Raw genomic sequence first — 25,796 nt, forward strand, 5'->3', positions numbered from 1 at the left:
GTATGTTTTCTACCCTCACAAAATCGTGTGGGAAGCGGTCTTATTTGATGAAACCATGAAGGATGATATCCCCTATCGCGTGCGCAATCATTGCATACTCCAGACCGCGCTTCCAGTAGAGGTAACCGAATAAGATTCCTGCCACCCCGTTAAGGGCAAGTGTGCGAATGAACAACAGCGGGGTAATCTCACCAAAATAAACATTTGCCGCAGGGAGATGACCAAGCCCAAATATAAGGGCCGCCCCAATGATCCCTGTCCAGTACATCCAGGGCTTAGGAGAAGAGTTACGTCCGAATAGCTTGCTACAAATCCACACGATCATGGTCATCATGAACAAGCGAACCATGACTTCTTCGTATACGCCGCCTTGAATGGATGTCAGAATCCCTGCCCAAACCGATACTTCTACGTTTTGGGCTTTTTCTGCCAAGATTGGCAGTAATGGTTGGAAAACCGCGAATTCCAGTAAGAGGAGAAGACCTGTTGCTGCAAATCCAAAGATGACTGCTTGAATGATTCCCTTTTTGTTAAAGGACTCTCCGCCCGTTTTATATAACCACTTCCGAAGGACAGGGGCATCCATCCCAACCTTAGTTGCGAAAGTCAATCCAATCCATGAAAACAGAAACGCCATGATGGTTCCCTGCAAGACAAAAATTGTCATTGCCACCGGCAGCGGGATAGGTACCATGGCTAATGCATCCCCGCCAATTGCCAGCAAATAAGGAATAGCTGCGATAAAACCGATAGCGCTCACCAACGATAATAGAAATGCTATTTTCAAGTTTTTCATTTTACTTTCCCCTTCCTGTTTTTTTGTAATAGTACCGACTGCTTCCAATCGAAATCAGAATGGTCACCAACACAATGATCAGCATGAGGATGTAATGGATGGTTGTTGGTAAGAATGAAGTGAGCATGATGAGGATTCCTCCGATGAAGAACACACGGGAACTCAATAGGTGGGTATTTTTCCAGACCTCTTCACTAGCGAGTGACCATGGCGTGCGTATCCCAATCAGATAGTTATGTCGAAACCGAGGCATGAAATTCCCTATCGTTACAAAGAGAATTCCTAAAATAAGGGTTACGAATATTCCAATATTTAACATATACCCATATCCATATGCGATGATCACGCTATGGATGACGAGAAGTACGATCATTAATGTATGCAAGATTGTATCGTGACTGCTTTGGAACTTTTTGTAATACTGTTTTTGACTGCGAACAGCCACGAAAAGAAACAGCATCACAACCGGAATAAAGGTTACACCCACAAGCTTAGGCGCAAAACCATTCGGTTCGCCATTTGGTCCCCAATGAATGACCATCTGATCTGGCATGGAGGGATAACAAATTACGCCTAAGACAACACTGATGAAGAAAAACAAGATAGACAAATTGGATTTATTCATGTGATTCCCTCACTTTCTAATGAAATTGGATAAACCATTTTAATAAGTCTTGAAAAACAGTCGTATTCAGTGAGTAGTAGATGTTTTGCCCTTTTCGTTCGTCGTAAACCATTTGTGCCTGTTTCAACAAACTGAGGTGGTGGGAGATGCTGGGCTTTGTCATTTGAAAATGGTCAGCTATTTCTCCAGCCGTCATATCTTTCTCCCTCAACAGGTCCAGAATTTTTCTTCTTGTGGGATCAGAGAGTGCCTTAAATGCATAATTCATTGACATAATCAATCGATCCTACTTTCATACATCATTTTTAGATATTTAGAAATTTATCTAAATATTGAATTGAGAAATGCCTTGTGCCAACTTGTAAGGCACTACTGGATCGTTTATCTGTATATCAATACTACCATAAACACTATTTTTTTCCAACAATTACATACAATTCATCCCAACTAAGCATTCAAAATGTCATCAGTCTGCCACTTCTTTGGTTGGGGCTAACTATTTGCTTACCTTGCAAATCTCAAAGTGTGTACAATGTCGAGTGACATAAGCATTTTCTGGCAAACGCAGTCAGTATCCTTGGTTATATCACTCGACAAGAATCAAAAAGCAATCTATGAGCACATCTTATCAATTACGATTGGATACGTGAATATCTAAATGTATGCCAAATTTCATTATCATCCTTAATGCTTAGATAGACTTGCCCCGCTCCATAATCCCCCATGGCTACGTACTCTTTTCCAGGAGTATACTCGCCTACATAATTACCATAATAATCGCTGTCAAATGTTAATCTTCTTCCTGATATTTCAAAGGTTACGGATGACTCTGTAGCTCCTATACATTTGACATTTACTTTATCTACTCCTGGCTGTTGATAAGTTTGATCATTTTGAGTTTGCACTGAGCTCTGCTGTCTGACCACTTCTAAATCCTTTTTTAATCCACCATTCTTTTTTGTACATGCTGACATGGCCTCTTGTACCTCCGCCAGATGTCGTTCTAATCTGGCAATATGTCTCAGCAATTCGTAATTGTTGTAGTGTCTACCTTCTCCCGCTGAAATTGGATAATAACCCTCTTGTGGATACCACCCGTACATAAATTCCCTCCTCCATTGGCTTTCACACACTTTACGTTATGGATTTTCCGCCTATCTCGTTCGCCTATTTTCCCATAAATTGGGTTTGTGCTGACTCCTCTAAATGAAATAGCGGCCACCTAAGACCTGAAAATAAAGTCTTAGATTGGCCGCTGTTATTTTTGAATGTACATTCCCGTTCTGTTCCGTACTTTCCTGGAAATCTTTCCAATAATCTTTAGCCGCTACTACATCATTGGACTGTAAGAGCAAATGAAAGCTCTCTTCGCTCAGATGTAAAAATGGCCCTGAAGTATAATAATCCGCCAAAAATCACAAGCTCTTACGCCAAGGCCAGGCTAGGTCGAGCAAAGAAGCGACGGCAGCTCCCGCAGTGTACCGCACAAGGTCCGCCGTCAAAAATCCCTTTCCTAATACCAACGCCCCAAGAGTTGTCCCCCGGAGGTAATTGATCCAGTCGGCCTGATACAATTGGCTGGCCTCGATCGCAAAGCAAAACGCGAGGCTGCACCACAGCGAGAAAGAAATCTTTTTGTGAGCATAACAAGTGCGAAAGCCGAAGTAGATCATGCAAGCCCATAATGCATCGCCAAAATGCTCCGCTACAAAGACAGGCAACACATCGGCGAACGCTCTGGACCCTAAGCCCAAAGCCATAACAACAAAAACGGCCACGATATAGGCGCCCCTGTCTCTCCATCGACACGCGGAGCGCTTGTTACAAGTGCTCATAGGTATCATACGGTAGTCCTTCCATTCGGCTTTGTGCATACATAATTAAAATTTCATGAAAGTAATCGTAAATCTTGTAAAGCTGTCTTTCTCACTCTCCACTTTCATCAAGGCATGATGTGCTTCGATAATCGCTTTGACTAGCGCCAATCCAATTCCAGTCGAATCCTGCTTTTTAGAACCTGTTGCTTTGTAGAATCGATCAAAAATATGCGATAATTCTTCAGGTGCGATTCCTTCTCCAAAGTCTTGTATCACCAACTCTGTATAGATCGGCGTATCTTTTACTTGAATCATGATTGTACTGCTGGGTTTGGAATGCTCGATCGCATTCTTCAGCAGGTTCAACAATGCTTCCTGCATCCATAGTTTATCGTGGGCGACGACGATTTCCTTCGGCGCATCCCAGTCAATCGCTATATGCTTATCACTGATCATGCTTGTCAAGCGATCTAAAACTTCATCGATCGTCTCCACCAAATTGGCTGGCTCTCTATCAAATGAAATAGCGTTGGCGTCAATTTTCGCTACTTTTAATAAATTTTGTATTAAGACATTCATTCTGGAGATTTGAACTTCATTATTTTGCAGGAGTTGAACTTGCTGCTGACGAGACAGCTCTGCATTCAACAACATTTCATTGTAGATGGATATCGTTGAAAGAGGCGTTTTTAATTGGTGGGAGATATCTTGCAGCATTTGTGCTAAAAACTCTTTCTCTTCCAGAAGATCCTGCATGCTTTTTCGAATAATATTTTTCATGGAACGGAAGGATGCCGCTAGTTTCGCGAGATCCCCTTCCTTATTTTCATTGATGACTACCGAGTAGTCCCCATCGATTATTTTTTTTGCTGAAGAAGTAAGTTGTCTAATTTTATGGAAGACCATCTTGTATTGCATATAGCTTGCTCCAAGCAACATCAAACCGAAACAAATCAATCCCCAATACACCCATTGATTATGGCTGGAAATCTGTTTATTTAAAAGGGGAAAAAGCTCTGATCCCAAATCTTCATATAATCCATACTGTCTAAAGAGCTCTCTTCCTTTTTCCTGGTACACACTTGAATTAGATGCGTGACTTGTTAAGATTTTCATAATTTCCGCTTCATTCTCGGGATTTTGTTCAACCAATCTAGCCGTAATTTCACCCCAGGTTGCAATGGAGTCTCTTTTCAAAGCATCATAAAAAAGTTGATGGGCAATAAACTGGCAAATGGTAAATAGTGACAACAGAACGGCCAGTATCGTCATATACCCTTTCAATTCGGTATTCTTCATCATCTTACTCTTTACTCACATCCTTATTCCACCGATAACCTAATCCTCTTTGGGTAACGATAAATTGCGGATTTTTGGGGTCATCTTCCACTTTAGCTCTTAGACGCTTAATGTATACAGATAGCGTGTTTTCATCAAAAAAAGCATCTTCTCCTTCCGATACTTTCATCAGGAGATCATCTCTTTTTAGTGCTTTATGGGCGTTCATCATGAAAGTCAGCAGAAGCTTATATTCAAGATTGGTTAATGGAATGCTTTCCTGATTTTTATAAGCCTTGACGAGGTTCGTATCCATTTTTATATTTTCAGATACTAAGGTGATAGAAGAAGTTTCTACTCTCCCACGTTTGCGCAATTGCACTTTCACTCTGGACATGAATTCCTTGACTCGGAATGGTTTCGTTATATAATCGTCCCCGCCAATATCCAGGCCCATTACTACATTTGCTTCTTCATCCAAGGCCGTTAAGAAGATAATAACCGATGAATCGTTTTGTTTTTTGAAATGCAGACATAAATCATAGCCGTTTCCATCTGGAAGACCGACATCCAGGATCGCCAAATCAAAAGGTTGTTGATCAAACTGGTGTTTCGCTTCTTTTACACTAGAGGCTCTGACCACTTCATAGCCTTCATTTCTCAATGAGAATTCGATGGCTAGACCAAGCGCCTCATCATCTTCCACAAGCAATATTTTATGCAAGGTTGTCATCTCCTCATTTTCATTCCAGTGTTCAGCTATTGACCAAACCGAAAAGCCCGACTATAAAATAGCCAGGCCCATTTTATCATTGTTCCCTGATAACATCGATAAGATTATCTTTTTGAATTTTTCTCAGTGGTAATAGAACAGATAAAAAGCTGATGAGCAAAGCTGAAACAAACGTAATGAGACAAGCTTCGTACGGGATCGTCCATTCGACCTTCAAGACACCGGAAGCTGCCAAATAGATAATATAAGAAAGTATACAACCGAAAAAGATCCCTTGTAAGCTTCCAAAAAAACCATATATCAGCGCTTCATAGATGATCATTTTTTTCAAATCCCTTTGTGACATGCCTATAGATTTTAACGCGGCCAGTTCTTTTCGTCTGATGATGATGCTGATCGTAATCGTGTTGAGGATATTGACACTGCCAATCAAAGAAATGACTGTGATAAAACTGTATACCAGCACTTTTATGACGAGCTCCGAATCCTGCTTCACTTTATTCTCATCAATGTGATTCACAATGGAAATGGCGTGTTTTTTTCCAACAGAGTCCTCGATGTGAGCAACAGTTGCAAGAGATTGAGTCTTATCCTTCAAATCGATTTCAAAATGGAGGTCTTGTTCCTTCACTCCGGATACATTTTCAACTGACTTCAAAAGCTCCAAAATTTGCTGTCTTTCTGCTGAAGTATCATCATGATCTTGTTTCAGATAGATGGATAGATCTGTTTTCGTAGATAAATTTTTCACATATTTGGATGCAAATGCGATATCCATCATAGACGAGAAGGTAATAAACAAGACACTGGATATAATGATGGATAGAATCGTAATGGTATAACGATTTTTATTTCTTTTGACATTTTTCAAAGCCAGGCTCATGGGAAAAGATAACGGTTTTTTCAACACGTTATTCTTATGTTTTTTAATCGCCTCTTTTTTTATGGATAATCTGCTGCTGATTGCCAACAGTGGAGATATTCTGCCCGCAAAAAAAGCCGGGTAATAACTGGACGCTAGTACGGCCGTCAGCGTAATGATCGAACTAATGAATAAAATCCACCAATCGATATGAAAGAACGAAACACCTGCACCATCTTCTAAAATGATCGAGAAAATGAATTGGAGAGCAGCGACCGCCACTATGCTACATACAAGTCCAACTGGTATGGCGATGACAGCCAGCACAGCCGCTTCTCTCATCACGATTTGTCTAATTTGCTTTCGCGTAGCACCTATGCTTCGGAGCAAGCCGAACTGCTTCATTCGCTCTACGACGCTGATTTGAAAAGCGTTGTATATCACCACAACTGTCGCGATCACAACAATACTGATGACGATAACGAGCACGGCCAAAATCGATTGATTCGATCCCGGTTTCAAAACCCTAATCATTTCCTCATTGATAACCAGATTCTCGTCATTCGTAAGTGATTTTATCTCATCTATAACCTCTCTAAAGTCGGCTTTCTCGTTTATTTCGGCTAAGATCCTACCCTCTCCGATTGCAAAATCATGTTTATAGGTTAGGAAACGCCCCACTTTATCTTTCTGAGTGAACGCCCGATTATCCAGTAAACCAACCAGTTGATAGGTTTGACCATCCAATTCAAATGAGTCGCCGATCTGAAGACCCTTTTTCAAAAAAGGAAGCGTCCATGAATCGACAGCTGCTTCATGCTCATTGGCCGGTAATCTGCCATCAGCGAGACTGTAGGTTAAAAACGCCAATGCGCTATGATCAGCGAAATTCTTTTGAACAGAAACATCTCCATTTCCAACCGGAACGATTCCGCCCTGAGACATCAAACCATACGAAGCAATTTGGGGATTATATTTGATTTTGTTTAATAGTGCTTCATCGTAATTGGAAATACCCAGATGAAAAGAAAACCCGTTCACCTTCTTGATATTCTCGATTTGGGATAGTTGTGATCCTTTCATAAAAAGACCGACTGTCGAAATTAACGCTACAGAGAGTATGATTCCGATCAAGGTCAAAATCGTTCGTTTCATATTCCCCTTTAAATACTTGCTGCTTAATTGTTTATAGCTGCTGATCAAAATCATTCTCCTCCAATCTTTTGGCTAATTCGCAGCAAGCCGTTGGTCTGAAATGATCGTACCGTCTTCTATCGTGATGATCCGGTCAGAAGCCGAAGCAATCGCGAGATCGTGAGTTATCAAGACAATGGTTTGATTGTATTTTCTGGCAGTCAATCGTAATAAATCTATGACTTCCTTCGTATTTCGTGTATCCAGATTCCCAGTGGGCTCATCCGCCAAAATCAAATGCGGCCGATTCATTAAGGCTCTGCCGATGGAGACCCGTTGCTGTTGACCGCCCGATAATTCGGAAGGCAAGTGGTCTTTCCGTTCATGGAGACCCAGGATTTCAATAAGTTCATCCAGATACTTCATATCTATCGGTTCCTCATCCAATAACATGGGCAACGCGATATTTTCCTGGACATTCAATACCGGGATCAAATTAAAAAATTGAAAAATAAACCCGACCTTTCTTCTTCTGAATATGGAAAGCTCATCATCTGTATAATCGTAAATATTATGATCCCCAATGAATACTTGTCCTGAAGTTGGACGATCCAACCCGCCTAAAATATGCAACAGTGTACTTTTACCAGAGCCGGAAACACCAACAATGGAAACAAACTCTCCTTGCTGAATCGAAAGGTGAATTCCTTTTAACGCATCTACCTTGCCATTTCCTTCCCCATAACTTTTTACTACGTTTTCCATTCGTACAACTTCCATACAGTCACCCTCTCATCAACCAAACTCAATCTTGTACGTCTACGAAGTTTACTTTGTCTTCACTGTTTGCGTATACGTTCCCGATTTCTTGTAAGACTTGGTTCACCTGATCTTTCTTCTTATAATCGAAGCTGCGATTTTCAAACTGGATCAAGGAGAGCGTTGACTCTACTTCGGTTAATTGGTTGTAAGTCTGGTCGTCAACGATAACAAGATCCGCTTGTGGTATATACCCGATCCACATCTGATGGTTCACATGCTCAACAGGTACCATCTTGCCGTTCAAATCAATTTGGCCATTCTTCATTTCATGATCACTATAAGAGTAAAGCAGATTTTGACCATTCGATAATTGTTTTATGCTGGTAACAGGGTCTGAAATAGTAGATGTGCTGTTTGGATCTTGTCTGGCTCTGAGAATCCCCTTCTTGACGAATTGCTCAGCAGTGGATCGAGTAACAACCGAATATTTGATCTCTCTAGTTTCAAATTCCTGACCTGTTTCTTTCTGCTCTTGCTCTGTATGTTTCGTCTTTTTTATCGTTGTAACCAATTTGATTTTGTAGTCCATCGCTTGTTTGGTGTTATCTTTATACAACTCTTTGACCTTATTCGCATCTTTTTCTGTGCCGATTACGAGAACGCCATCGACCGGTTGTGATGGACCTTCTACAAATCGGTTTACACCGTATCCAATCCCTCCAAAAATGACAATAGCCAACAAGAAACCTATTACTTTTTTCATCTTAATTGCTCCCTTATAAACGATTTATGTCTGGATTATAGACCAGACTTTCCTGTAATTGAATGACTCTTGTCTAACGATTTTGACCTTCTTTCTTACAATTTAGTAAGAATGGAGCCAAGTATCTGAATTGCATCCTCTACATACTGAGTTACTATATCATGCGTCTTCTCACGCAGGGTAAATACAAAAGGACTGCTTCACTGGCACAAGCAGCCGAAGCAGTCTTTTCTCTTATACAGATGTAGTTGTGCTTTCTTCTCGTTCAAGTAAGATATTTCTCATTTCCTGCATCACCGCTGGTCCCTGTGGCAAGACAAAGTTAGGCTGCATGGTGCCAGATGCTACTTCATAAGCCATAGCTTCTACTGGATTCACAACAATGTGACCGTCCTCTCGAAGCTGATTTACATTGCGCTGAACCGCTTTTTTCATCCACATGAGGCGATTCATATTTGGAAAAAACATAACGGGTTTTGGATGAGCTAGAATAGTCGAGGTTAGCAAGTTTGGGGCAATTCCGTTAGCAGCTTGTCCAATTACATTCGCCGTCGCTGGCAAAACAACGAACAAATCTGCCCAACGTGCTAACTCAACGTGGTTCATTTTTTTCTCAAGACCAGGCTCTTCATCTATAAATATCTCGTCGCAGTAAAACAAAAGCGTAGACGGCGGAATCAGCGTTCCGGCCTGTTCTGTCATCACTACTTTTACCTCTTTGAACAGAGCTCGAAACATACTAAGATAAGCAGACACACCTATAACGGCAATCGAGCCTGATATACCGACCAAAAGTTTCTTCTCCTTCAGAAATGGATCGTGTGTCATATCTCGATTTCTCCTTTTTAGGCCAATAGGAATGACTGATCCCACAGTGGCTCTTGATTACTGCTTGCTGAAAGAAGGGCAAGACCAATACCGGCTGCACCTTCAAGTGCACCTGCCTTATTGAGTCCTACTTTTCCATCACCATTTGGTTCTATATCTTGATAACCAAAAGGAAGTAATGGATTAAAATTATCTACAATGCTCTTAGCTAAATACTCGATATGTGACTGATAGCGTTCGTCATTAGTAGTCGTTGCCATTCTAAGCGTCATTTGCAATAGTCCTGCTTTTCCATGACAAAACGTATCAGCATACAGATTCCAATCGCTTTCTGATCTCTTGAAAACATCATCGTAAGCTTGAATGGCAAGATTACAATATGATGAATCTTGCAGAGCTTCACCCGCTAGATAGAGTGAACGAGCTACTCCTGGCGTGCCATAGCACCAGGCATCACGGCGAAACGGCTGTTGGGATAGCATTTCTTCCCCTAGCTCTTCTTCTAATTTCACTCTACCTCGCCACATAATCCCGCATGCGTCCTTTTCTTTCCACCGTACCAACCAGTCAGCGATGCTACGTATTGCTTCCCTCTGACCAGTTACTTCGACTCCTTCTCTCAAAGCAAGTGCTAATAAGGCTAATGGTCCAGGAATCCCATGAGCAAGCCCTACGTTAAAATTTCCATTCGGATACATCTCTTTATCAATGTCTAAATATTGCATCTCCTGAGTCAAGTACCACCCTGGTATTTTTCTACCATCTTTATATTCTCTCGGCTGGCTTATATATACGAGATATCGCAAAACATCCTGTAAGGCGGAGTGAAGAACATCGATTTGCTTACTTGCCAGTAAGTACCGTCCAATGCCTGCTACACCATGAATAGCATCATAGACATGAGGATTACTCCCTCCTCTTTTTTTATCAAGAACATACTCGTCTTCAATTATGACCGCTGTTCGTGAAGCGAGCAATTGATCCAGTTGTCCAAGAAAGCGTTGATAATGCTCTCGATTGCGTGAAGCTACTAGCGTAGCAAAGCAAATACCTGCTACCCCACCACACATGGACTCACTTGATATCCCTACTGCCTTAATTTTTTCTTGAAGAGCAAGGAGATGTTCATGAGCAACGATATTCCAACCCTGATCAGGGAAATGTCTTTCCAACTCAGCAAAAAAGAGTATGCTACCCGGATATCCGTGAGAAAGAGTAGCAGCCCCCCAAGGATGTTGATGAAACCGTCCTACGACGCTTATGTTATCTTTATCCATTACGACCTTTTCTACCTGAATCGGATCTCGTAAATACGCAGCTACCTTGAGTGCAGTAGACAAAGCCTTTGTTCTTAACTCTTCATTTTTTATCCCTTTCCATGCATGCTTAGTTGTTACCACTGCTTTATTTGTCTCCATACTTTCCCTCTCTCTTTTACATTTGTCCGACCATCTGTCTTGTCGATTCGTCCGTCTCTTCCAGATAAAAAGAAGCCTGCATCTGAAAAAGAGAGGCATAAACGCCATCTTTTGCGAGTAGTTCCTTATGCGTACCCGCTTCAATGATCTCTCCTTGTTTTAGGACAAGAATCTGGTTGGCATATCGAACAGTTGAAAATCGGTGGGAAATAAATAATCCCATTTTATTCTGGGTCAATTCATGGAACCGAGTGAATACTTCCTGCTCTGCTTGAGGGTCTAGTGCTGCAGTCGGCTCGTCAAGAATGTATAAGTCCGCATCGCGCATATAAGCGCGGGAAATGGCAATACGTTGCCACTGTCCCCCCGAAATCTGGAACCCCTCCGCAAACCATTTGCCAAGCTGTGTATGAAATTGTTGGGGAAAACGTTTAATCATATCATCTGCTCCGGCCCGTTTGCTTGCCTCGATAATGGCTGCTTCATCATCCGCTTTTAGATAGTTTCCAAAGCCAATGTTTTCATTGACTGCCATCTCATATTTAATAAAATCTTGGAACAAAGCGCTCATTTTTTGGCGCCATTCATTCTCCTCATAATGGTAAATCGGCTTACCATTAAACAAAATCTCGCCTTCTGTCGGTTGGTACAATTGCGTAATTAATTTTACGATTGTCGATTTTCCCGAACCATTCTCCCCTACTAACGCCATCGTCTCTCCTGGACGAATGGCGAAACTCACATTACGTAGCGCGTAGGCATCGACACCTTGATATTTGAACGAGACATTGCGAAATTCTAAACCAGATGCATGGTTCTCACGAGGATTGCTTTCGGCTATTACTAATTTTTTCTCATCTGGCACAGCTAAAAATGTAAATAACTGACTAATGTACAGGTTGTTTTGATACATGTTGAAAATCGTTTGCATAAGATCTGTGGAGGTTGTTTGGGTGTAAGATATCGCCTGGATAAACGCAATTAAGCTGCCAATTGCAAGCGTACCTAACATCGTTTCCCATACTACATACGACTGCATCGATACGACAGCAAAGAGTGACAGGGCCTGAAACCCAAGCGCCACCTTTGTCCTTTTTATCACCATTGCTTTGTCCTGCTGAAAAAATCGCTCGTAATATTTACGATATCGATCAACCAGAAATCGACCTAACTGAAAGGTTTTTAGCTCTTTTACTGATGAATCGCTGGTCAATAAATGCATCAGATAATATTGCTTACGACGATCAGAAGCGCGATTGTGGTCAATCATGAATTCCTCTTGTCCTAATCGAATAAATGAGAAAGTGGAACAGATTGGTAGCAAGAGCAAAATCAGTGCTAGCCACCACTTCCAAGCGATCAGCATAGCGGAAACAGATAGTAATACAATCACATTGCTAATAATACTTATCACCTGTTGAAATAACTGATAGGGGCGGAACGTGGAATCTTGCTTTGCCCGTTGAAGTTGGTCATAGATTCCTGCATCCTCAAAACTGGAATAAGGAAGTCGCGTAGCTTTTTTCATGATCAACAGATTTACATGATTGGCTAGCAGCTCTTGATACAACGTTTTATAGACTAAGTCAACGTGTTTGAGAATATCGCGGATCACAGATAGAAACGCGAAAAGACCAAACGCGATGAAAAGCGGAACGATTCTCCCACCGACTGAGATGGCTACTGCCGCATCAATTAATGTTTGCGTGGCAATAATCACCCCTACAGGTATCAGGCTACTTATAATCGTCAATATCATAACAATCACAAAGTAGCGAGGATTTGTTTGATACAGTAAACGAAAAACACTAGGCCAATGAGAGAAGGAAGCAAATACGTTTCGAATCGTTTCCAATCGATTGCTGTTTGCCTTAAATGGAGTCACCAACATTCTCCCTCCAGTGAAGCTGGCTGTGTAAAGTATGACGTACAAAGGCCATCGCTTTATCTTCCATCTCTCGCCTTACTCCAAATAAGCGATTGCAATGCAAATGGATCAAGCTACCCATGATCATCGATGGGGAACTCCACAGCGATTGGTTTTGTTCACCCTCTGCTACAAACCTTCCGAAATCCTGCAATACATCCACTCTCAAGGCCATTGCTTCACGAATGGCTTCCCCGCTCGGATGACTACGCAATCCTTGCCAATTGCTCCGCGGATCAGCGAGAGTAAGCAATGGTTTCCGCCATTTTCGGAACTCTTCTCTCTGGGCATCCTTTTTCACACGCATGTCCATCCAAGCCAGTTGCTGTTCAAAACTAAGTCCGAATCTAGTCATTATGTCAATAATACTAATCGTTGCCAAAACATAGTCTGGTAGATTCGTTTGATGAAACCGCAACAATCTCAAGAGATTTGCAGTCGTCTGGCTATCTTTGGCAAATACTCGCTCCGCATCAGCCATCATTAAAGGTCCACCATATCTTTCTACTTCGCGATCATACGTATCAATTACCATTCTTTGAATAAATCCTTCTCGCTGACATTCTTGAATCCAAGGGTAAAGTTCTGGAAAAATCTCCTTCATAAGCTTCTCAGGCTTACCGTGAAAGCGAAGGCGAATATGATGGTCAGGGTCTATATATCGCATGAAAAACCATTCATCTGCTAGTCCTTTTTTAACCATGGAATTCGCAAATTCATGGATCTGATCAACGATAAATTCATCCTGTCTCTGGTGGCCCCCATACAGTTTTAAAAACAGCCAATCACTTCCAGGGAGTTTTATGTATTGCTCCTTAGATAGAACATTTGCATTTCTATAGGAGGGGATCATTTTTTTCTTTTCTATATGTGGTCTCCTTAGCAATGGAACCACGCATTCCATGGAAAAATGACCTTTTGGTCCAGTGACCCAATATTCTTCTGTACCCCCGATTTTTTCACGGAGTTGAATGTTTTTTGACTTGAACAATTCTGTACGCAACTCTTCTACATGATAAGGATTATCCAAATCTAATAAAATACGGTTGTCACCAATTCCCATGTACACATATCGTGGTAGATCCCACTCCATTCTCCATGCAGCAAAAGCCCCATTCCAGATCTTGTCTTCTTTCGGATCTCCCTTCAGCCCCAGAGATTCGGGTATCACCTTCCATATAGCAGGCGACAAGATGGTTTTTCCATAGCGAACACGTGGAAAATACGGTGAAGCATCCATATTCCCCCAAGAGAATGGGTTCCAAAGACGTACATTTTCCATAGAGACTTCTCGCAAGAAACGATATATATTTGGGGCATTCTTGAAATTAAGCATATTATCCGCTGAAATAATTAATTTCTTTCCATGTATACGGGATTTCAGATAAAAATGCTCTATTGTGGCACATACTACAATATCCTCAAGCTGAAGGATATGCTGAGCCTTCTCAGAACAATTCGTGCCAATGGCCAGTTCATATTGGCTGAGGGATGGATGGAGAACAATATTGGCATATCGTCCAACGGCTGAAAGATAATTGGCATCAACAAAGATCACATCTTCATGCTGTTCCTGTATTTGATTATGAATTTGTTTATGTTTCTCTATCGCTTCTGGTCCGAGTATATCGAGGAATCTTCCGAACGATTGACCCACCTTAGCTGAACCAGGCATGGGTGCCACCTCTAGCAGATAGTCTCCTTGATCAATTGCTTGCTGTGAGGGGGCGATTACCTCCACGTACAATTCCACGGAATCTGGTGCGTATTTCGTATCTACTGGCTCTGTTTCTAGCTGATCGAGAAAATCATTCGTAATTTCTATCTCTTTTGTTTTTGTAGCAATCGCATGAACTACTTTTCTCATCAAACTAGCTTCTCGCTTATCAGAGTACTTGAGAGGCGATACTGGCTCTCTTCGACTGCTTTGTGGAAACATATATCCTGCTGGAGCTCCTAAACCAACCTCATCACTGAGAAGCTCCAAAACAGGGACTTCTCTTGACGTTCCGTATTTCTCCAAAAAGTCCTTATGGTAGCTTCTTAGATGGGACGCCCCTCGCTGTGGTAAAGACAGTCGCCACAGACATTCCACCGCTTTCGCTACCTCTTCGCCTATACCGTTGTGTAAAGAAACTTTGTTCGTACCAATATGGAGGTCTACTTGTACTGGCATCATGTTTTCTTCAAGGGCCTTCATCCGCGTAATTAATTCTTGAAAGCTTTGCATGCCTGTTCCAATCGGAAGTCCATCGTACTGTTTCATTCTTGCTTGAATCGCAGTTAATTCCGAATATATATCCTGTACACCATCAAGTGAGTCAAGGCGCTCCATCACATAATCAAATGGAGTGGCTACTGTGAGTGGTGGACGTAATTCGCTAATTAAAAACTCTTGAGAAAATAATTGCCACAGCAGTCCGGTTACTTTTTGTTCCCCTGCCTCCGGGTACTTTTCCATCAATCTGATCATTAATTGTTCAAATTGAATCGGATGTTTTGCCAGATCAAAAACAGCGTGCACAACTTCTGTAGCACGGATTGAAATTCTCTCTTTTTGTTTACCATCTAAACGTTTCAATTGACCGTATTCAGTGGCAAACGTAAGCTCTATTCGCCCGCCGATCTGCACCGAAGCGTGATTTCGTTGTACTTTTAACTGTTTAACTACATCTAGTCGTTGCTCTATTCTCTGAATGATTGCAAGCAGCCATTCCATGTCAGGACGTGTGCGTTTTTGGTGAAAGTGTGATTCTTTCAAAGAGACGTTTGTCTTGCCAGTGAATGAGCCCAGAGCAACACCAGCGAATAAGCCATATGGAGTGGCACGGGTACACATCCTTAACAAAAAACGAACAAAACTAGAAAGAGCCTGCTTGGTTTTTCGAGAAGTAGGATCGCCTTCTAGATTTGGCAAAGCTTCGTACAGAGATGGACTAGAAAGGAGAATAGCTTCTCGTACATTTTCGTCCCTCGCATATTTCCTTATAGCAGCTAGATAATCACTGGTTTTATTGGATTCATTGAAGACCTCTATTGGAAACAGAGGTATCCGCAACATAAAAAAGTCTGCTGAGGTATATAGGTTTTCCTCTTTTTTGTTCTCATGGTAGCGAAATGTCAGCTCCCTCTCTAAAATTTGCTTGGCCATTCATACCCCTCTTTCCCATGCATGAAGTGAGACTATAAAGGAAGAACATCGCTTATCGCGATGCTCCTCCAGCGTCAAACTAAATTAGCAGCAGTTGGTTTGGCACCAAGTAGCTGAACAGAATGTAGTGCAAATGAGGTCGCTCACTACTGAATCTGATTGTACTTGATTTACCTCTACTACTTGAACATCCAAATCGAACAGATCTTTTTGCATTTTTTATTCCTCCTCTAATTTTTTTGTTCGTAGCCAGAACTTCACGCGCGTCTGTTAGTGCTTGGTTACGATCACAAATAAATAATAGAATAGAAATTATTTCCAGTAAAGGATATTTTTAATAATTTATTTAATTTTTTTGAATTTTTATCCACAACGATTTTTTAAACAGAAAAAACCATTTCTCATTGAAAAAACTCCAATGAAAAATGGCTAGTTTCTCGTAACAAAGAAGTTGTCTCTAGAATTTCCACTTGCTCCACGTTGTTAACAATGAAAAACCAATTGGATATTTGTACCTTCACCGAGCTTACTTTCTATTCTTATTTCAGCGTCATGAATGTTAGCTATCTCCTTACATAATGAAAGCCCGAGCCCGAGGCCTCCTCCATTCGCTCTCGATCTCGATTTATCGGACATAAAGAAGGGCTCAAAGACTTTGTTTATGTCGTCATCAGGAATACCAATCCCTGTATCTTTCACTTCAAGAATAATTCTTGACTCCGCATCTCTGTATGAGCGTAGCAGTATTTTATCGTTGTTCTTCGATGCTTTAATCGCATTGTCTATCAGGTTTGCAAGCAAAATTTTCATCAAATCCTTATCCATGAAAACACTCAGATGCTCCGTCGATATTTCCAGATCGATATTCTTTATGTTCAGCTTTGGAATAAAGGAATGTTTGATTTCCACAAAAAGTTCGTCAAGTTTTCCCGTTTTTAACTCAAAATCTTCTTTTCGCAAAACAATGAGCTCCATCAGCTTAAATGTCAGTTTCTCTAGCCGCTTTCCTTCTTCATAGATAAAGCTTAATGAGTTGATATACGTCTCTTCATCGTATTTATTCGTTCGTAAATAGTCCGCATAGCCTATGATCGAAGTTAAAGGAGTCCGAAGTTCATGTACCAGGTTATCGATAAACCTTTGCTTGTCTTCTGAAGATCTTTTAAGCTGGTTTACTTTATCTTCTACATCAACGGCCATCAAATTGAAATTTTCCGCTAACAAACCGATTTCATCTTTCGATTTGACCATGACTCTTTCGCTGAAATTCCCGCCGGCAATTATTCTTGTTGACTGGATTAGTTTATTAATCGGTTTTACGATAAACATGCTCATGATGATGGTAACAATGACCAAAATTGCTGAGACAAGAGCATTTAACTTGATTAAAAGGCTTAATAAGTCTTCTCTATTTTCATAGACACTCGAAATATCTTTCACGTAAGAAAGCTTATAGTGATTATTTTCCAAATAAATATTCTTCGCTATAAATAAGTACGTCTTTTCCCCTAGATCCCGTATGATGTAATTTACTTTATCGGATGGGATGTTTAATTCTTCTCGATTCGTAAGAGTTATCTTGTTATTTTTAAAATGACTAAAAATGACTTCGTTTTTTTCATCTATTACATCTAAATACACATCCTGTTCTCCGAGGTTGTCCAAGTACGTACGAATCATGGAATCTATGTTTGGTTTGCCAACCCCTTCTGCATCTGGAATTGAAGATTTTTGAACTTTAAGTAGATAGAGATTTGATTCTAAAGAGTTAGCAAATCGATCCTGTTCACTTATCCCGGAACGGATCTCCATATTGAGATTGAGTTCAAAGCTGCTATTAATCAGGTAAATGGATGCTGGTACAAAAAAGATTTCGAATATGATTAATGTACATAAAAATATCCTCTGCCAAAATTTCATTTATTCCTCCAGCCTATATCCCAATTTAAATACTGTTTTAATTTCATCTTTCCATCCCAGCTTTTTTCTTAGCTTTTGTATATGGTTGTCAATCGTCCGAGTCTCGCCAACGTAGTCATATCCCCAAATTTTTTCTATGATTTTTTCCCTCGTTAATACGATGTTTTTATTTTGCACTAAAAACACCAATAATTCGAACTCCTTCAAGGTAAGCTCAATCATTTCACCGTTCTTTTTCACCTTCATTTCTTCCAAGTATACTTCTGTGTCTTTAAAATTTATGATGTTGCTTTTTTTATTGTAATGCCGTAATACATTTTCAATCCTGGCCAGCAATTCAATTCCTTCAAACGGTTTCGTCATATAGTCATCTACTCCCGCTTTTAATCCATACACCTTATCTGTGACCGAACTTTTCGCAGTTAAAAAAATGACAGGTATCCCTAAAGGTTTAATTTTTTCGAATAAAGTAAATCCATCCACTTTCGGAAGCATCACATCCAAAAGTATGAGATCAAAACGATCTCTTTCAATCACATTTAGGGCTTCCTCTCCATCAAAAACGACTGTACTCTCATAATTTGCTGTATTTAAATTCAATTTAATTAAATTTGCTACTGCGATATCATCTTCAACCACTAAAATTTTTATCATTCCATTTTTACCTCATTCCTTTTGTAACAGTTAGATGGAGTAAGTACCATTTCGGGCACTTACTCCATCTAATCAGTCCTACAATTTTTAATTGACTTTCAGTACTCTGAAATTCTCACGGTAGTCTTTTGCTACGGAAGGTAGAGTGATTAGTCTATCATAATTAATCTCATAACTGGATACGGAATAATTTTTCAGACTAATTGTCATTTTTACATCCCTTCCATCTTCCAGGTTGCAAAGAACACGTATGGTTCCGGAACTAGCACTCTTACTAACCTTCATCGCATTTTCCTTCACTTTTTTCTGTTGTTTCCCAAAAAAGTTGATAACCGCAGATTTAACTTTCGCATCATTGATTGTTGTCTCTTTGCTTCGATCTTCATCAGTGAAAGCAGCTAACGAAACAATTTCACCTGTTTTTTCATTAATGACAATGTTATTCGAAGTACCCATTGGCTGCTTTAAGTCTTCAGCACGAACAAACTGTACCACGATAACATTTGCCGTATCTTTTTTGGCGTTTTCTTTTAATACAGCTGCATCTTCTTTTGAAACTAAACCCATTAAGAACTTAAAGTCTTCTTGCGCGTTCGTTCGCTTTACATGCGCCTCACCAAAAGATTTCGCGTCAAGCCCCCTATAGTCTTTTAGAGCTTTGGTTGCCATTTTTACCGCTTCTGCATCACTAATCTTTCCATTTGCTGCTTTGCTTGCCATTGTTACGACGTTGTTTTTAGTAGAAGGAACCGCGTTTTCGCTTGCAAATACAGCTGCTGTAGAACCGCCTACAATGGATAGAGCCATTGACAAAACGAGAATATTTTTTTTGTTCATATGTAATGCCTCCTAAAACTTTTTTGATAAGAGGAGTAAGTACCATTTCGGGCACTTACTCCATCTTATCCGTCCTACAATATCTTCATTTACTTACAACGCTCTGAAATTCTCACTGTGGTCTTTTTCTTCGGAAGGTAGAGGGAGCAGTCTGTCATAATTAATCTCATAACTAGATACGGAATAATTCTTCAGACTAATGGTCATCTCTGCATCTCTTCCATCTTCCAGGTTGCAAAGAACACGTATGGTTCCGGAACTAGCGCTCTTACTAACCTTCATCGTATTTTCCTTCACATTTTTCTGTTGTTTATCAAAAAAGTTGATAACCGCAGATTTAACTTTCGCATCATCGATTGTTGTCTCTGAGCTTCGATTTCCATCAGTGAAAGCAGTTAAAGCAACAATTTCACCTGTTTTTTCATTTATGACAATGCGATTAGAAGCGGCCATTGGCTGCTTTAAGTCTTCAGCACGAACAAACTGTACCACGATAATATCAGCCGTATCTTTTTTCGCGTTTTCTTTTAATACAGCTGCATCTTCTTTTGAAACGATATCCATAAAGAACTTAAAGTCTTCTTGGTTGTTCGTTCGATTTACATGAGCCTCACCAAACGATTTTGCGTCAAGCCCCATATAGTCTTTTAGAGCTTTCGTTGCCATTTTTACCGCTTCTTCATCGCTAATCTTTCCATTTGCTACTTTGACTACATCATTTGTAGTGGTTTGAGTTGTGCCATTTCCTTCTTTGCTTGCCAACGTTACGACTTTGTTTTTCGTAGAATGAATTGCGTTATCGCTTGCAAATACTGCTGCTGTAGCACCGCCTACAATTGTTAGTGCCATTGACAAAACGAGAATATTTTTTTTGTTCATGGTAATGCCTCCTGAAATTTTTTGTTTTTGGTTCGGGCACGAAACCCTTGTTACAGTTCATAGAATATAGCGTTCATATGTTAAAAGTATCTTTCAATTGTCTCCAAGTTGTAAATTCGTTACCGATTTGATTTCTACTATTACTATAGAAAATATAAAGCAAAGAACAGTATCCAACAACAAATACTGTTCTTTGCTTTATTTTTCAAATTATGCTTATTTAAGATCGAAACGATCTGCATTCATTACCTTCACCCAAGCAGCAATGAAGTCACGCACAAACTTTTCTTTGTTATCGTCTTGCGCATAAACTTCTGCAATGGCACGCAGAACAGAGTTTGAACCGAACACGAGGTCAACAGCAGTTGCTGTACGTACGACTTCACCTGTTTTGCCATTGCGTCCTTCAAATACGCCTCCGTCTACAGGTTTCCACTGTATGCCCATGTCTAGCAAGTTAACAAAGAAGTCGTTCGTGAGTGTACCTACGCGATCCGTGAATACACCGTGTTGTGTGCCACCGTGGTTTGTCCCGATAACACGCATACCGCCAACGAGTGCAGTCATTTCTGGAGCAGTAAGGTTTAGTAGCTGTGCCTTGTCTATCAGGAGCTCCGCAGGACTTACACGATATTGCTTCTTCTGGTAGTTTCGGAAACCATCAGCGATTGGCTCAAGCACAGCAAAGCTTTCAGCATCGGTTTGCTCTTGTGTTGCATCGCCACGTCCAGGAGCAAAAGGAACCGTTACATCAAAGCCAGCATCTTGTGCAGCTTTTTCTACTGCGGCACTACCGCCGAGCACAATCAAATTGGCCATGCTGACTTTTTTACCAAAGTCCTCTTGAATGACTCCCAGGATCGTAAGCACCTTTTCAAGTTTTTTCGGCTCATTCACTTCCCACTCCTTTTGTGGAGCAAGACGGATGCGACCACCATTCGCGCCACCACGCATATCCGAGCCTCGGAAGGTACTAGCGGAAGCCCAAGCCGTTGTTACTAGCTCGCTGACAGTAAGGCCTGAGTCTAAGATGCGTGTTTTCAGTTCTGCTACATCTGCATCTGTTAATTCATATTCTGCAGCGGGTACAGGATCTTGCCAGATAAAATCTTCTTCTGGAACTTCTGGGCCTAAATATCTTGAGCGAGGCCCCATGTCGCGATGTGTGAGTTTGAACCATGCAGTTGCAAATGCATCTGCAAACTCCTCTGGATTCTCATAGTAACGACGAGAAATCTTTTCGTATGCTGGATCCATACGCAAGGCCATATCCGCAGTGGTCATCATCGTTGGAACACGCACCGACGCATCTTCTGCATCCGGTGCAAGATGCTCATCAGCAGGATTTACAGCAACCCATTGGTGTGCACCTGCAGGGCTTTTGGTCAGCTCCCATTCATATCCGAACAATAGTTCAAAGAAACCATTATCCCATTGTGTCGGATTCGCAGTCCAAGCCCCTTCAATACCGCTGGTGATGGCGTCATGACCTTTACCTGAACCGTGTGTGCTCTGCCATCCTAAGCCCATGGCTTCCAAAGGAGCAGCTTCCGGCTCTGGGCCTACAAGAGCAGCATCTCCTGCGCCGTGAGCCTTCCCAAATGTATGGCCGCCTGCCACGAGTGCAACGGTTTCTTCATCGTTCATTCCCATGCGTTTGAAGGTTTCGCGGATGTCACGAGCGCTGGCAAGCGGATCTGGATTCCCGTTCGGACCTTCGGGGTTCACATAAATCAGACCCATTTGAACAGCAGCAAGCGGATTCTCGAGATCACGATCGCCGGTGTAACGATTATCGCCTAGCCATTCCTTTTCAGCACCCCAGTAAATATCTTCTTCTGGATGCCAAACGTCCGCGCGTCCGCCTCCAAAACCGATTGTCTTCCCGCCCATGGATTCAATAGCAGCATTGCCGGCGAGAATGTACAAGTCTGCCCAAGAGATCTTGTTGCCGTATTTTTGCTTGATCGGCCATAGAAGTCGTCGAGCTTTATCAAGGTTGGCATTGTCTGGCCAGCTGTTAAGTGGAGCAAAACGCTGTGTGCCGGTTCCAGCACCACCGCGGCCGTCTCCTGTACGATATGTACCAGCGGAGTGCCAAGCCATACGGATAAATAATGGCCCGTAATGTCCGTAGTCGGCAGGCCACCAATCTTGGCTGTTTGTCATGAGATCATAAAGATCCTGCTTGAGAGCCTGGTAGTCCAACTTTTTGAACTCTTCTGCATAATCGAAGTCTTCGCCCATAGGGTTAGATTTTCTGTCATGCTGATGCAGGATGTTCAAGTTCAACTGGTTGGGCCACCAGTGTTTGTTCGACGTAGCACTAGGGTTGTGATTCGTAGTACTGCCATGCGAAAACGGACATTTTCCAGTGTTAGCGGTTGCCATAGAGTCCATTTGTCCCTCTCCTGTCATTTAAATTAAGTATTACATAATAATACTTCTAATTAAGTTATATAGCAGTTAACAAGGGAAATCAACATTTTTTTGTTTTTTCCTTTTGAGGATTTAAATATATTAACTCTTTCATTTCCGTATGGTTGATTCTAACGTATGCATGGACCGTGTAGATTATGATCTTGGCAAGCTCCATTGTTCGCCTTCTATTCGAACTATCACAAAAAGCCCACTTTTCTCCCCGAAACGGAATGTGTGGGCTTTTTGTGCGTAACTAATTTACTTGATTGTTATTTGAAATTCGAAGCCTGGCATACCGGTAAATACCACTGTTCCGCTCTTCGGCAGAGTCACTTTATTCTTGTCGCTGACGATGGAATAGTTGAGAGGGTATTTTTTAGTTAGCAGAGTCTGGAGAAATCACTTCCCATTTTCCAAACAGTGTGAATCCCGCTGCTTTGGCCAAAGCCGCAGACGAATCATTATCGAGTTGGCATCGGTACTGTGGTTCATATCCTTGACCATAAGCATATTTGGAGATGGAGCGCACCACTTTGCGGGCGTGACCCTTTCCTCTAAACGACGTCAGCGTAAGTACGCCCAGATCCGCAATATGCGCATCCTCCTCCCATGGATACATACTGGCAGCGCTGACCAGGCGATTTTGCTCAAAAGAGCCGAACACTGCCCAGTGATCCAATTCCACATAAGCGTCATCCAAGTCTTGTTCCGATGCGGAGGATGCAAACTCGGAGAAAACCGCCTCATCTTGCTCGGTTAACCGGCGCAGGTCACCTTCGAGGTTTTCTTGCAGCAATACGTTCTGATCGGCTTTTGAAATATAAAAAAGATAGTCTGCGCCATGTAGCGTAACCCCTGCTTCATTCAATTTCTGGCGAAAGATCGACTCAGTCAAGGATTGTTGCTGGATGAGACCTATTTTCTCAGCGACCCCAGGTGTTAAGACCGCCATCACTCGTCCATCGGAAGTTTCCAGCACCATGACCCGACTATCCTCGTCAAGTGCAGAGTTTATGGCAACAGTAAAAAATTGATCGCTATAGAGGACCTCACCAATCAAAAATTGCTCCCGCCAAAAGTCAGTGATCGTCTGTGAAAATACAGGCGCACTTCTTACTGGATTTGTCATTATGTTCACTTCCCTTTCAGATTCATCAAACAGTTCTTCTGCCATTATGTATGCTTAGGAAGTTTCTTTAGAAATCGCTCGATTGCATCCATATAACCCGGTATCGTAATTTGTCGCGGAGCGAAAAGACTAATGATGACTGCCTGCATATTTGAATTTGCCGTTTGCTTACTTAACATAGAGTGATCAGCATCAGGAAAGACCGCTACGGTTAGCAGCTCAGGGTTTACGATATCACGATATACCCTCTCTGTTTCCTTTGCATCGACATGTATATCTTCTTCCCCCAGAATCAGGAGCACAGGCGAATTGAAATTCGGGAGGTCATTCGTGGCATCTGACAAGAAATTTTTGCTCACAAAAGTCCATCTGTCTTTTGACATCAAACTATTTTCGCGAGCAATTTTCACATACTCCTCATAGGAAGCCTGTTTTTCCAGTAACGTGAGTACTTGCTGGTCATACGCCTCTTTGTCTTGAATTTCCGCTTCTGAATACCCGTCTACCACCATATTTTTGCGTGTATGATATTGCCCTTGACTTACCCAATTAATGGCGGGTGATAGAAGTAGGCTGAATGCGAGCGGTTCCTTCTTGGCGAGCTTTGGAATAACCCATCCCGCCTGGCTTGCTCCCCAAACCCCAATCTGTTTCTCATCAATCATCGGCTGCTCTTTTGCCCAAGCAATAGCTTGACGCGCTTCTTCTACGCGGTCATCTATACTCTGGTGTAACCAATTGCCCTCGGAACCGTTTATTCCTCTCTTATTAAGGGACAAGGAGGCGTAACCAAGTGAAGCTAACCGCTCCCATAGCGGCTTATAGCCATCATCATGCGTGGCATCAATAGGTCCATCACCATGTATAAACAAGACTAAGCCCAACTTGTTCGTGTAGTTTTTAGGCAGTACGAACGTACCTGTCAATTTGCCTTCAGATGTCTGGATTTCAACGACTTTCTCAACCATATCAAAGCTGTTTTGTTCCAAAATGTAAAATCCTGCCCCGCCAAATAGCAGGACGATGATCATGATGGAAATCATTATTTTCTTTTTCATCTACCCTTCTCCTCTTAAAAAATTTCTAAGTGAATTTCTCAACCATACACCTTAGGTCAGACCTAAGGTCAAGTGATGGAATGAGTAAGGCAGATGCAAAAAATCGTGGTAGTAAGCCTTCGAAAGGGCGTCTCTTCTGCGCAGATACCCATCATTTTCTTAGTACAAGTTGAATAACATGGGCTAATCCGGTGTGCGCCTTTCCTGCCACACGTTCTTGTTCGCCATAGAAGTAATGGATCACCTCATGACCTTTGCACCAAGCAAGAATTTCCTTTGGATCATACAGCATGTCAAGATCCTGGGGACCGCCTGTACGATACTTCAATTGTTCCTCCGAGAATACCTCAAGCATCATCATCCCATTCGGCTTTATTGCCTTTTTCATTTTATTCAGAATCATGATCTGCGCATTTTTATGAAAATGTCCATATACCATAATCGCGGCATCATATTCTTCGTTCGGCACCTCCTCTTCCAAAAGGTCTATTTTTTGGGTAAGTACGTCAACGGAATGCTTCTGCGCCAGTTTTTTCGTTTTTTGCAATCCGCTCTCCGCATAGTCAATGGCTGTCACTTCAAGATTTCTTTTTGCTAAAAAAACGGCATTCCGGCCTTCACCCTCTGCGAACGCAATCACTTTTTGTCCATGTTCTAACCGATAAGCCTGTTGTTCAATAAAAACGTTAGGTTCTTCCCCATAATAATATTCTTCCGAATGAAAGCGCTCATTCCAAATATTCGCCATACTTACCAGCCTCCCGTCATTAAAATCTATTATGGATTTATTGTGTCTACAATATC

Annotated in this window: 23 protein-coding genes; all 23 read right to left on the reverse strand. The window is 41.6% G+C overall.

Annotated features, from left to right (window positions below):
• Positions 1–40: 40 nt before the first annotated feature.
• The 23 genes from HP570_RS10685 to HP570_RS10790 all read right to left on the reverse strand — a co-directional run bounded on the left by HP570_RS10685 (position 41) and on the right by HP570_RS10790 (position 25,740).
• Positions 41–796 (reverse strand): CPBP family intramembrane glutamic endopeptidase, encoded by a 756-nt coding sequence (locus HP570_RS10685; RefSeq protein WP_015891181.1) that lies wholly within the window; start codon positions 794–796, stop codon positions 41–43.
• A gap of 1 nt (position 797) precedes the next feature.
• A complete protein-coding gene (locus HP570_RS10690; protein ID WP_015891180.1) occupies positions 798–1,421 on the reverse strand; it encodes an SdpI family protein in 624 nt (207 codons plus the stop codon).
• 16 nt (positions 1,422–1,437) lie between these two features.
• Complete coding sequence (locus HP570_RS10695) at positions 1,438–1,695, reverse strand: autorepressor SdpR family transcription factor (protein WP_007729097.1); 258 nt, start codon at positions 1,693–1,695, stop codon at positions 1,438–1,440.
• A 358-nt stretch (positions 1,696–2,053) separates the two neighbouring features.
• Positions 2,054–2,524: a hypothetical protein gene (locus HP570_RS10700; RefSeq protein WP_173625726.1), complete on the reverse strand. Its 471-nt coding sequence runs from the start codon at positions 2,522–2,524 to the stop codon at positions 2,054–2,056.
• A 312-nt stretch (positions 2,525–2,836) separates the two neighbouring features.
• Positions 2,837–3,265, reverse strand: a complete 429-nt coding sequence (locus HP570_RS10705) for a ribosomal maturation YjgA family protein (protein WP_254495223.1) — start codon at positions 3,263–3,265, stop codon at positions 2,837–2,839.
• 36 nt (positions 3,266–3,301) lie between these two features.
• Complete coding sequence (locus HP570_RS10710) at positions 3,302–4,537, reverse strand: HAMP domain-containing sensor histidine kinase (RefSeq protein ID WP_173626137.1); 1,236 nt, start codon at positions 4,535–4,537, stop codon at positions 3,302–3,304.
• Positions 4,538–4,541: 4 nt separating this feature from the next.
• Complete coding sequence (locus HP570_RS10715) at positions 4,542–5,249, reverse strand: response regulator transcription factor (RefSeq protein WP_173625728.1); 708 nt, start codon at positions 5,247–5,249, stop codon at positions 4,542–4,544.
• A 76-nt stretch (positions 5,250–5,325) separates the two neighbouring features.
• Positions 5,326–7,314, reverse strand: coding sequence for an ABC transporter permease (locus tag HP570_RS10720; protein ID WP_173625729.1), 1,989 nt, complete (start codon positions 7,312–7,314; stop codon positions 5,326–5,328).
• Between the two features lie 24 nt (positions 7,315–7,338).
• Complete coding sequence (locus tag HP570_RS10725; protein WP_173625730.1) at positions 7,339–8,025, reverse strand: ABC transporter ATP-binding protein; 687 nt, start codon at positions 8,023–8,025, stop codon at positions 7,339–7,341.
• A gap of 25 nt (positions 8,026–8,050) precedes the next feature.
• Positions 8,051–8,770, reverse strand: a complete 720-nt coding sequence (locus HP570_RS10730; RefSeq protein WP_173625731.1) for a lipoprotein BA_5634 family protein — start codon at positions 8,768–8,770, stop codon at positions 8,051–8,053.
• 234 nt (positions 8,771–9,004) lie between these two features.
• Positions 9,005–9,598, reverse strand: a complete 594-nt coding sequence (locus HP570_RS10735; protein WP_173625732.1) for a flavoprotein — start codon at positions 9,596–9,598, stop codon at positions 9,005–9,007.
• Positions 9,599–9,615: 17 nt separating this feature from the next.
• The gene (locus tag HP570_RS10740; protein ID WP_173625733.1) at positions 9,616–11,016 is read right to left on the reverse strand and encodes a lanthionine synthetase C family protein; all 1,401 of its coding nucleotides are present in this window, start codon (positions 11,014–11,016) and stop codon (positions 9,616–9,618) included.
• A 16-nt stretch (positions 11,017–11,032) separates the two neighbouring features.
• Positions 11,033–12,901, reverse strand: coding sequence for an ABC transporter ATP-binding protein (locus HP570_RS10745; RefSeq protein ID WP_173625734.1), 1,869 nt, complete (start codon positions 12,899–12,901; stop codon positions 11,033–11,035).
• Positions 12,888–16,094 carry a lantibiotic dehydratase gene (locus tag HP570_RS10750; RefSeq protein ID WP_173625735.1) on the reverse strand — a complete coding sequence of 1,069 codons (3,207 nt, stop codon included), beginning with the start codon at positions 16,092–16,094 and terminating at the stop codon, positions 12,888–12,890. Before HP570_RS10750 ends, HP570_RS10745 begins: the two co-directional genes overlap by 14 nt.
• A gap of 84 nt (positions 16,095–16,178) precedes the next feature.
• On the reverse strand, positions 16,179–16,310 hold the full coding sequence (locus HP570_RS29365) for an FDLD family class I lanthipeptide (RefSeq protein WP_217364609.1): 132 nt from the start codon (positions 16,308–16,310) through the stop codon (positions 16,179–16,181).
• 267 nt (positions 16,311–16,577) lie between these two features.
• Entirely contained in the window at positions 16,578–18,014 is a 1,437-nt protein-coding gene (locus tag HP570_RS10755) for a sensor histidine kinase (protein WP_173625736.1), read from the reverse strand.
• On the reverse strand, positions 18,015–18,668 hold the full coding sequence (locus tag HP570_RS10760; protein ID WP_015891172.1) for a response regulator transcription factor: 654 nt from the start codon (positions 18,666–18,668) through the stop codon (positions 18,015–18,017). It lies immediately after the preceding gene.
• A gap of 87 nt (positions 18,669–18,755) precedes the next feature.
• On the reverse strand, positions 18,756–19,505 hold the full coding sequence (locus HP570_RS10765) for a hypothetical protein (protein WP_173625737.1): 750 nt from the start codon (positions 19,503–19,505) through the stop codon (positions 18,756–18,758).
• A 93-nt stretch (positions 19,506–19,598) separates the two neighbouring features.
• Entirely contained in the window at positions 19,599–20,384 is a 786-nt protein-coding gene (locus tag HP570_RS10770) for a hypothetical protein (RefSeq protein ID WP_173625738.1), read from the reverse strand.
• 216 nt (positions 20,385–20,600) lie between these two features.
• Positions 20,601–22,784: a catalase/peroxidase HPI gene (gene katG / locus HP570_RS10775; protein WP_173625739.1), complete on the reverse strand. Its 2,184-nt coding sequence runs from the start codon at positions 22,782–22,784 to the stop codon at positions 20,601–20,603.
• Between the two features lie 397 nt (positions 22,785–23,181).
• Positions 23,182–23,934, reverse strand: coding sequence for a GNAT family N-acetyltransferase (locus tag HP570_RS10780; protein WP_173625740.1), 753 nt, complete (start codon positions 23,932–23,934; stop codon positions 23,182–23,184).
• 44 nt (positions 23,935–23,978) lie between these two features.
• A complete protein-coding gene (locus tag HP570_RS10785) occupies positions 23,979–24,992 on the reverse strand; it encodes an alpha/beta hydrolase family protein (RefSeq protein WP_173625741.1) in 1,014 nt (337 codons plus the stop codon).
• A 151-nt stretch (positions 24,993–25,143) separates the two neighbouring features.
• Positions 25,144–25,740, reverse strand: a complete 597-nt coding sequence (locus HP570_RS10790; RefSeq protein ID WP_173625742.1) for a class I SAM-dependent methyltransferase — start codon at positions 25,738–25,740, stop codon at positions 25,144–25,146.
• Positions 25,741–25,796 lie beyond the last annotated feature (56 nt).

Source organism: Brevibacillus sp. RS1.1, from assembly GCF_013284365.1.
Lineage (GTDB): Bacteria > Bacillota > Bacilli > Brevibacillales > Brevibacillaceae > Brevibacillus > Brevibacillus brevis_D.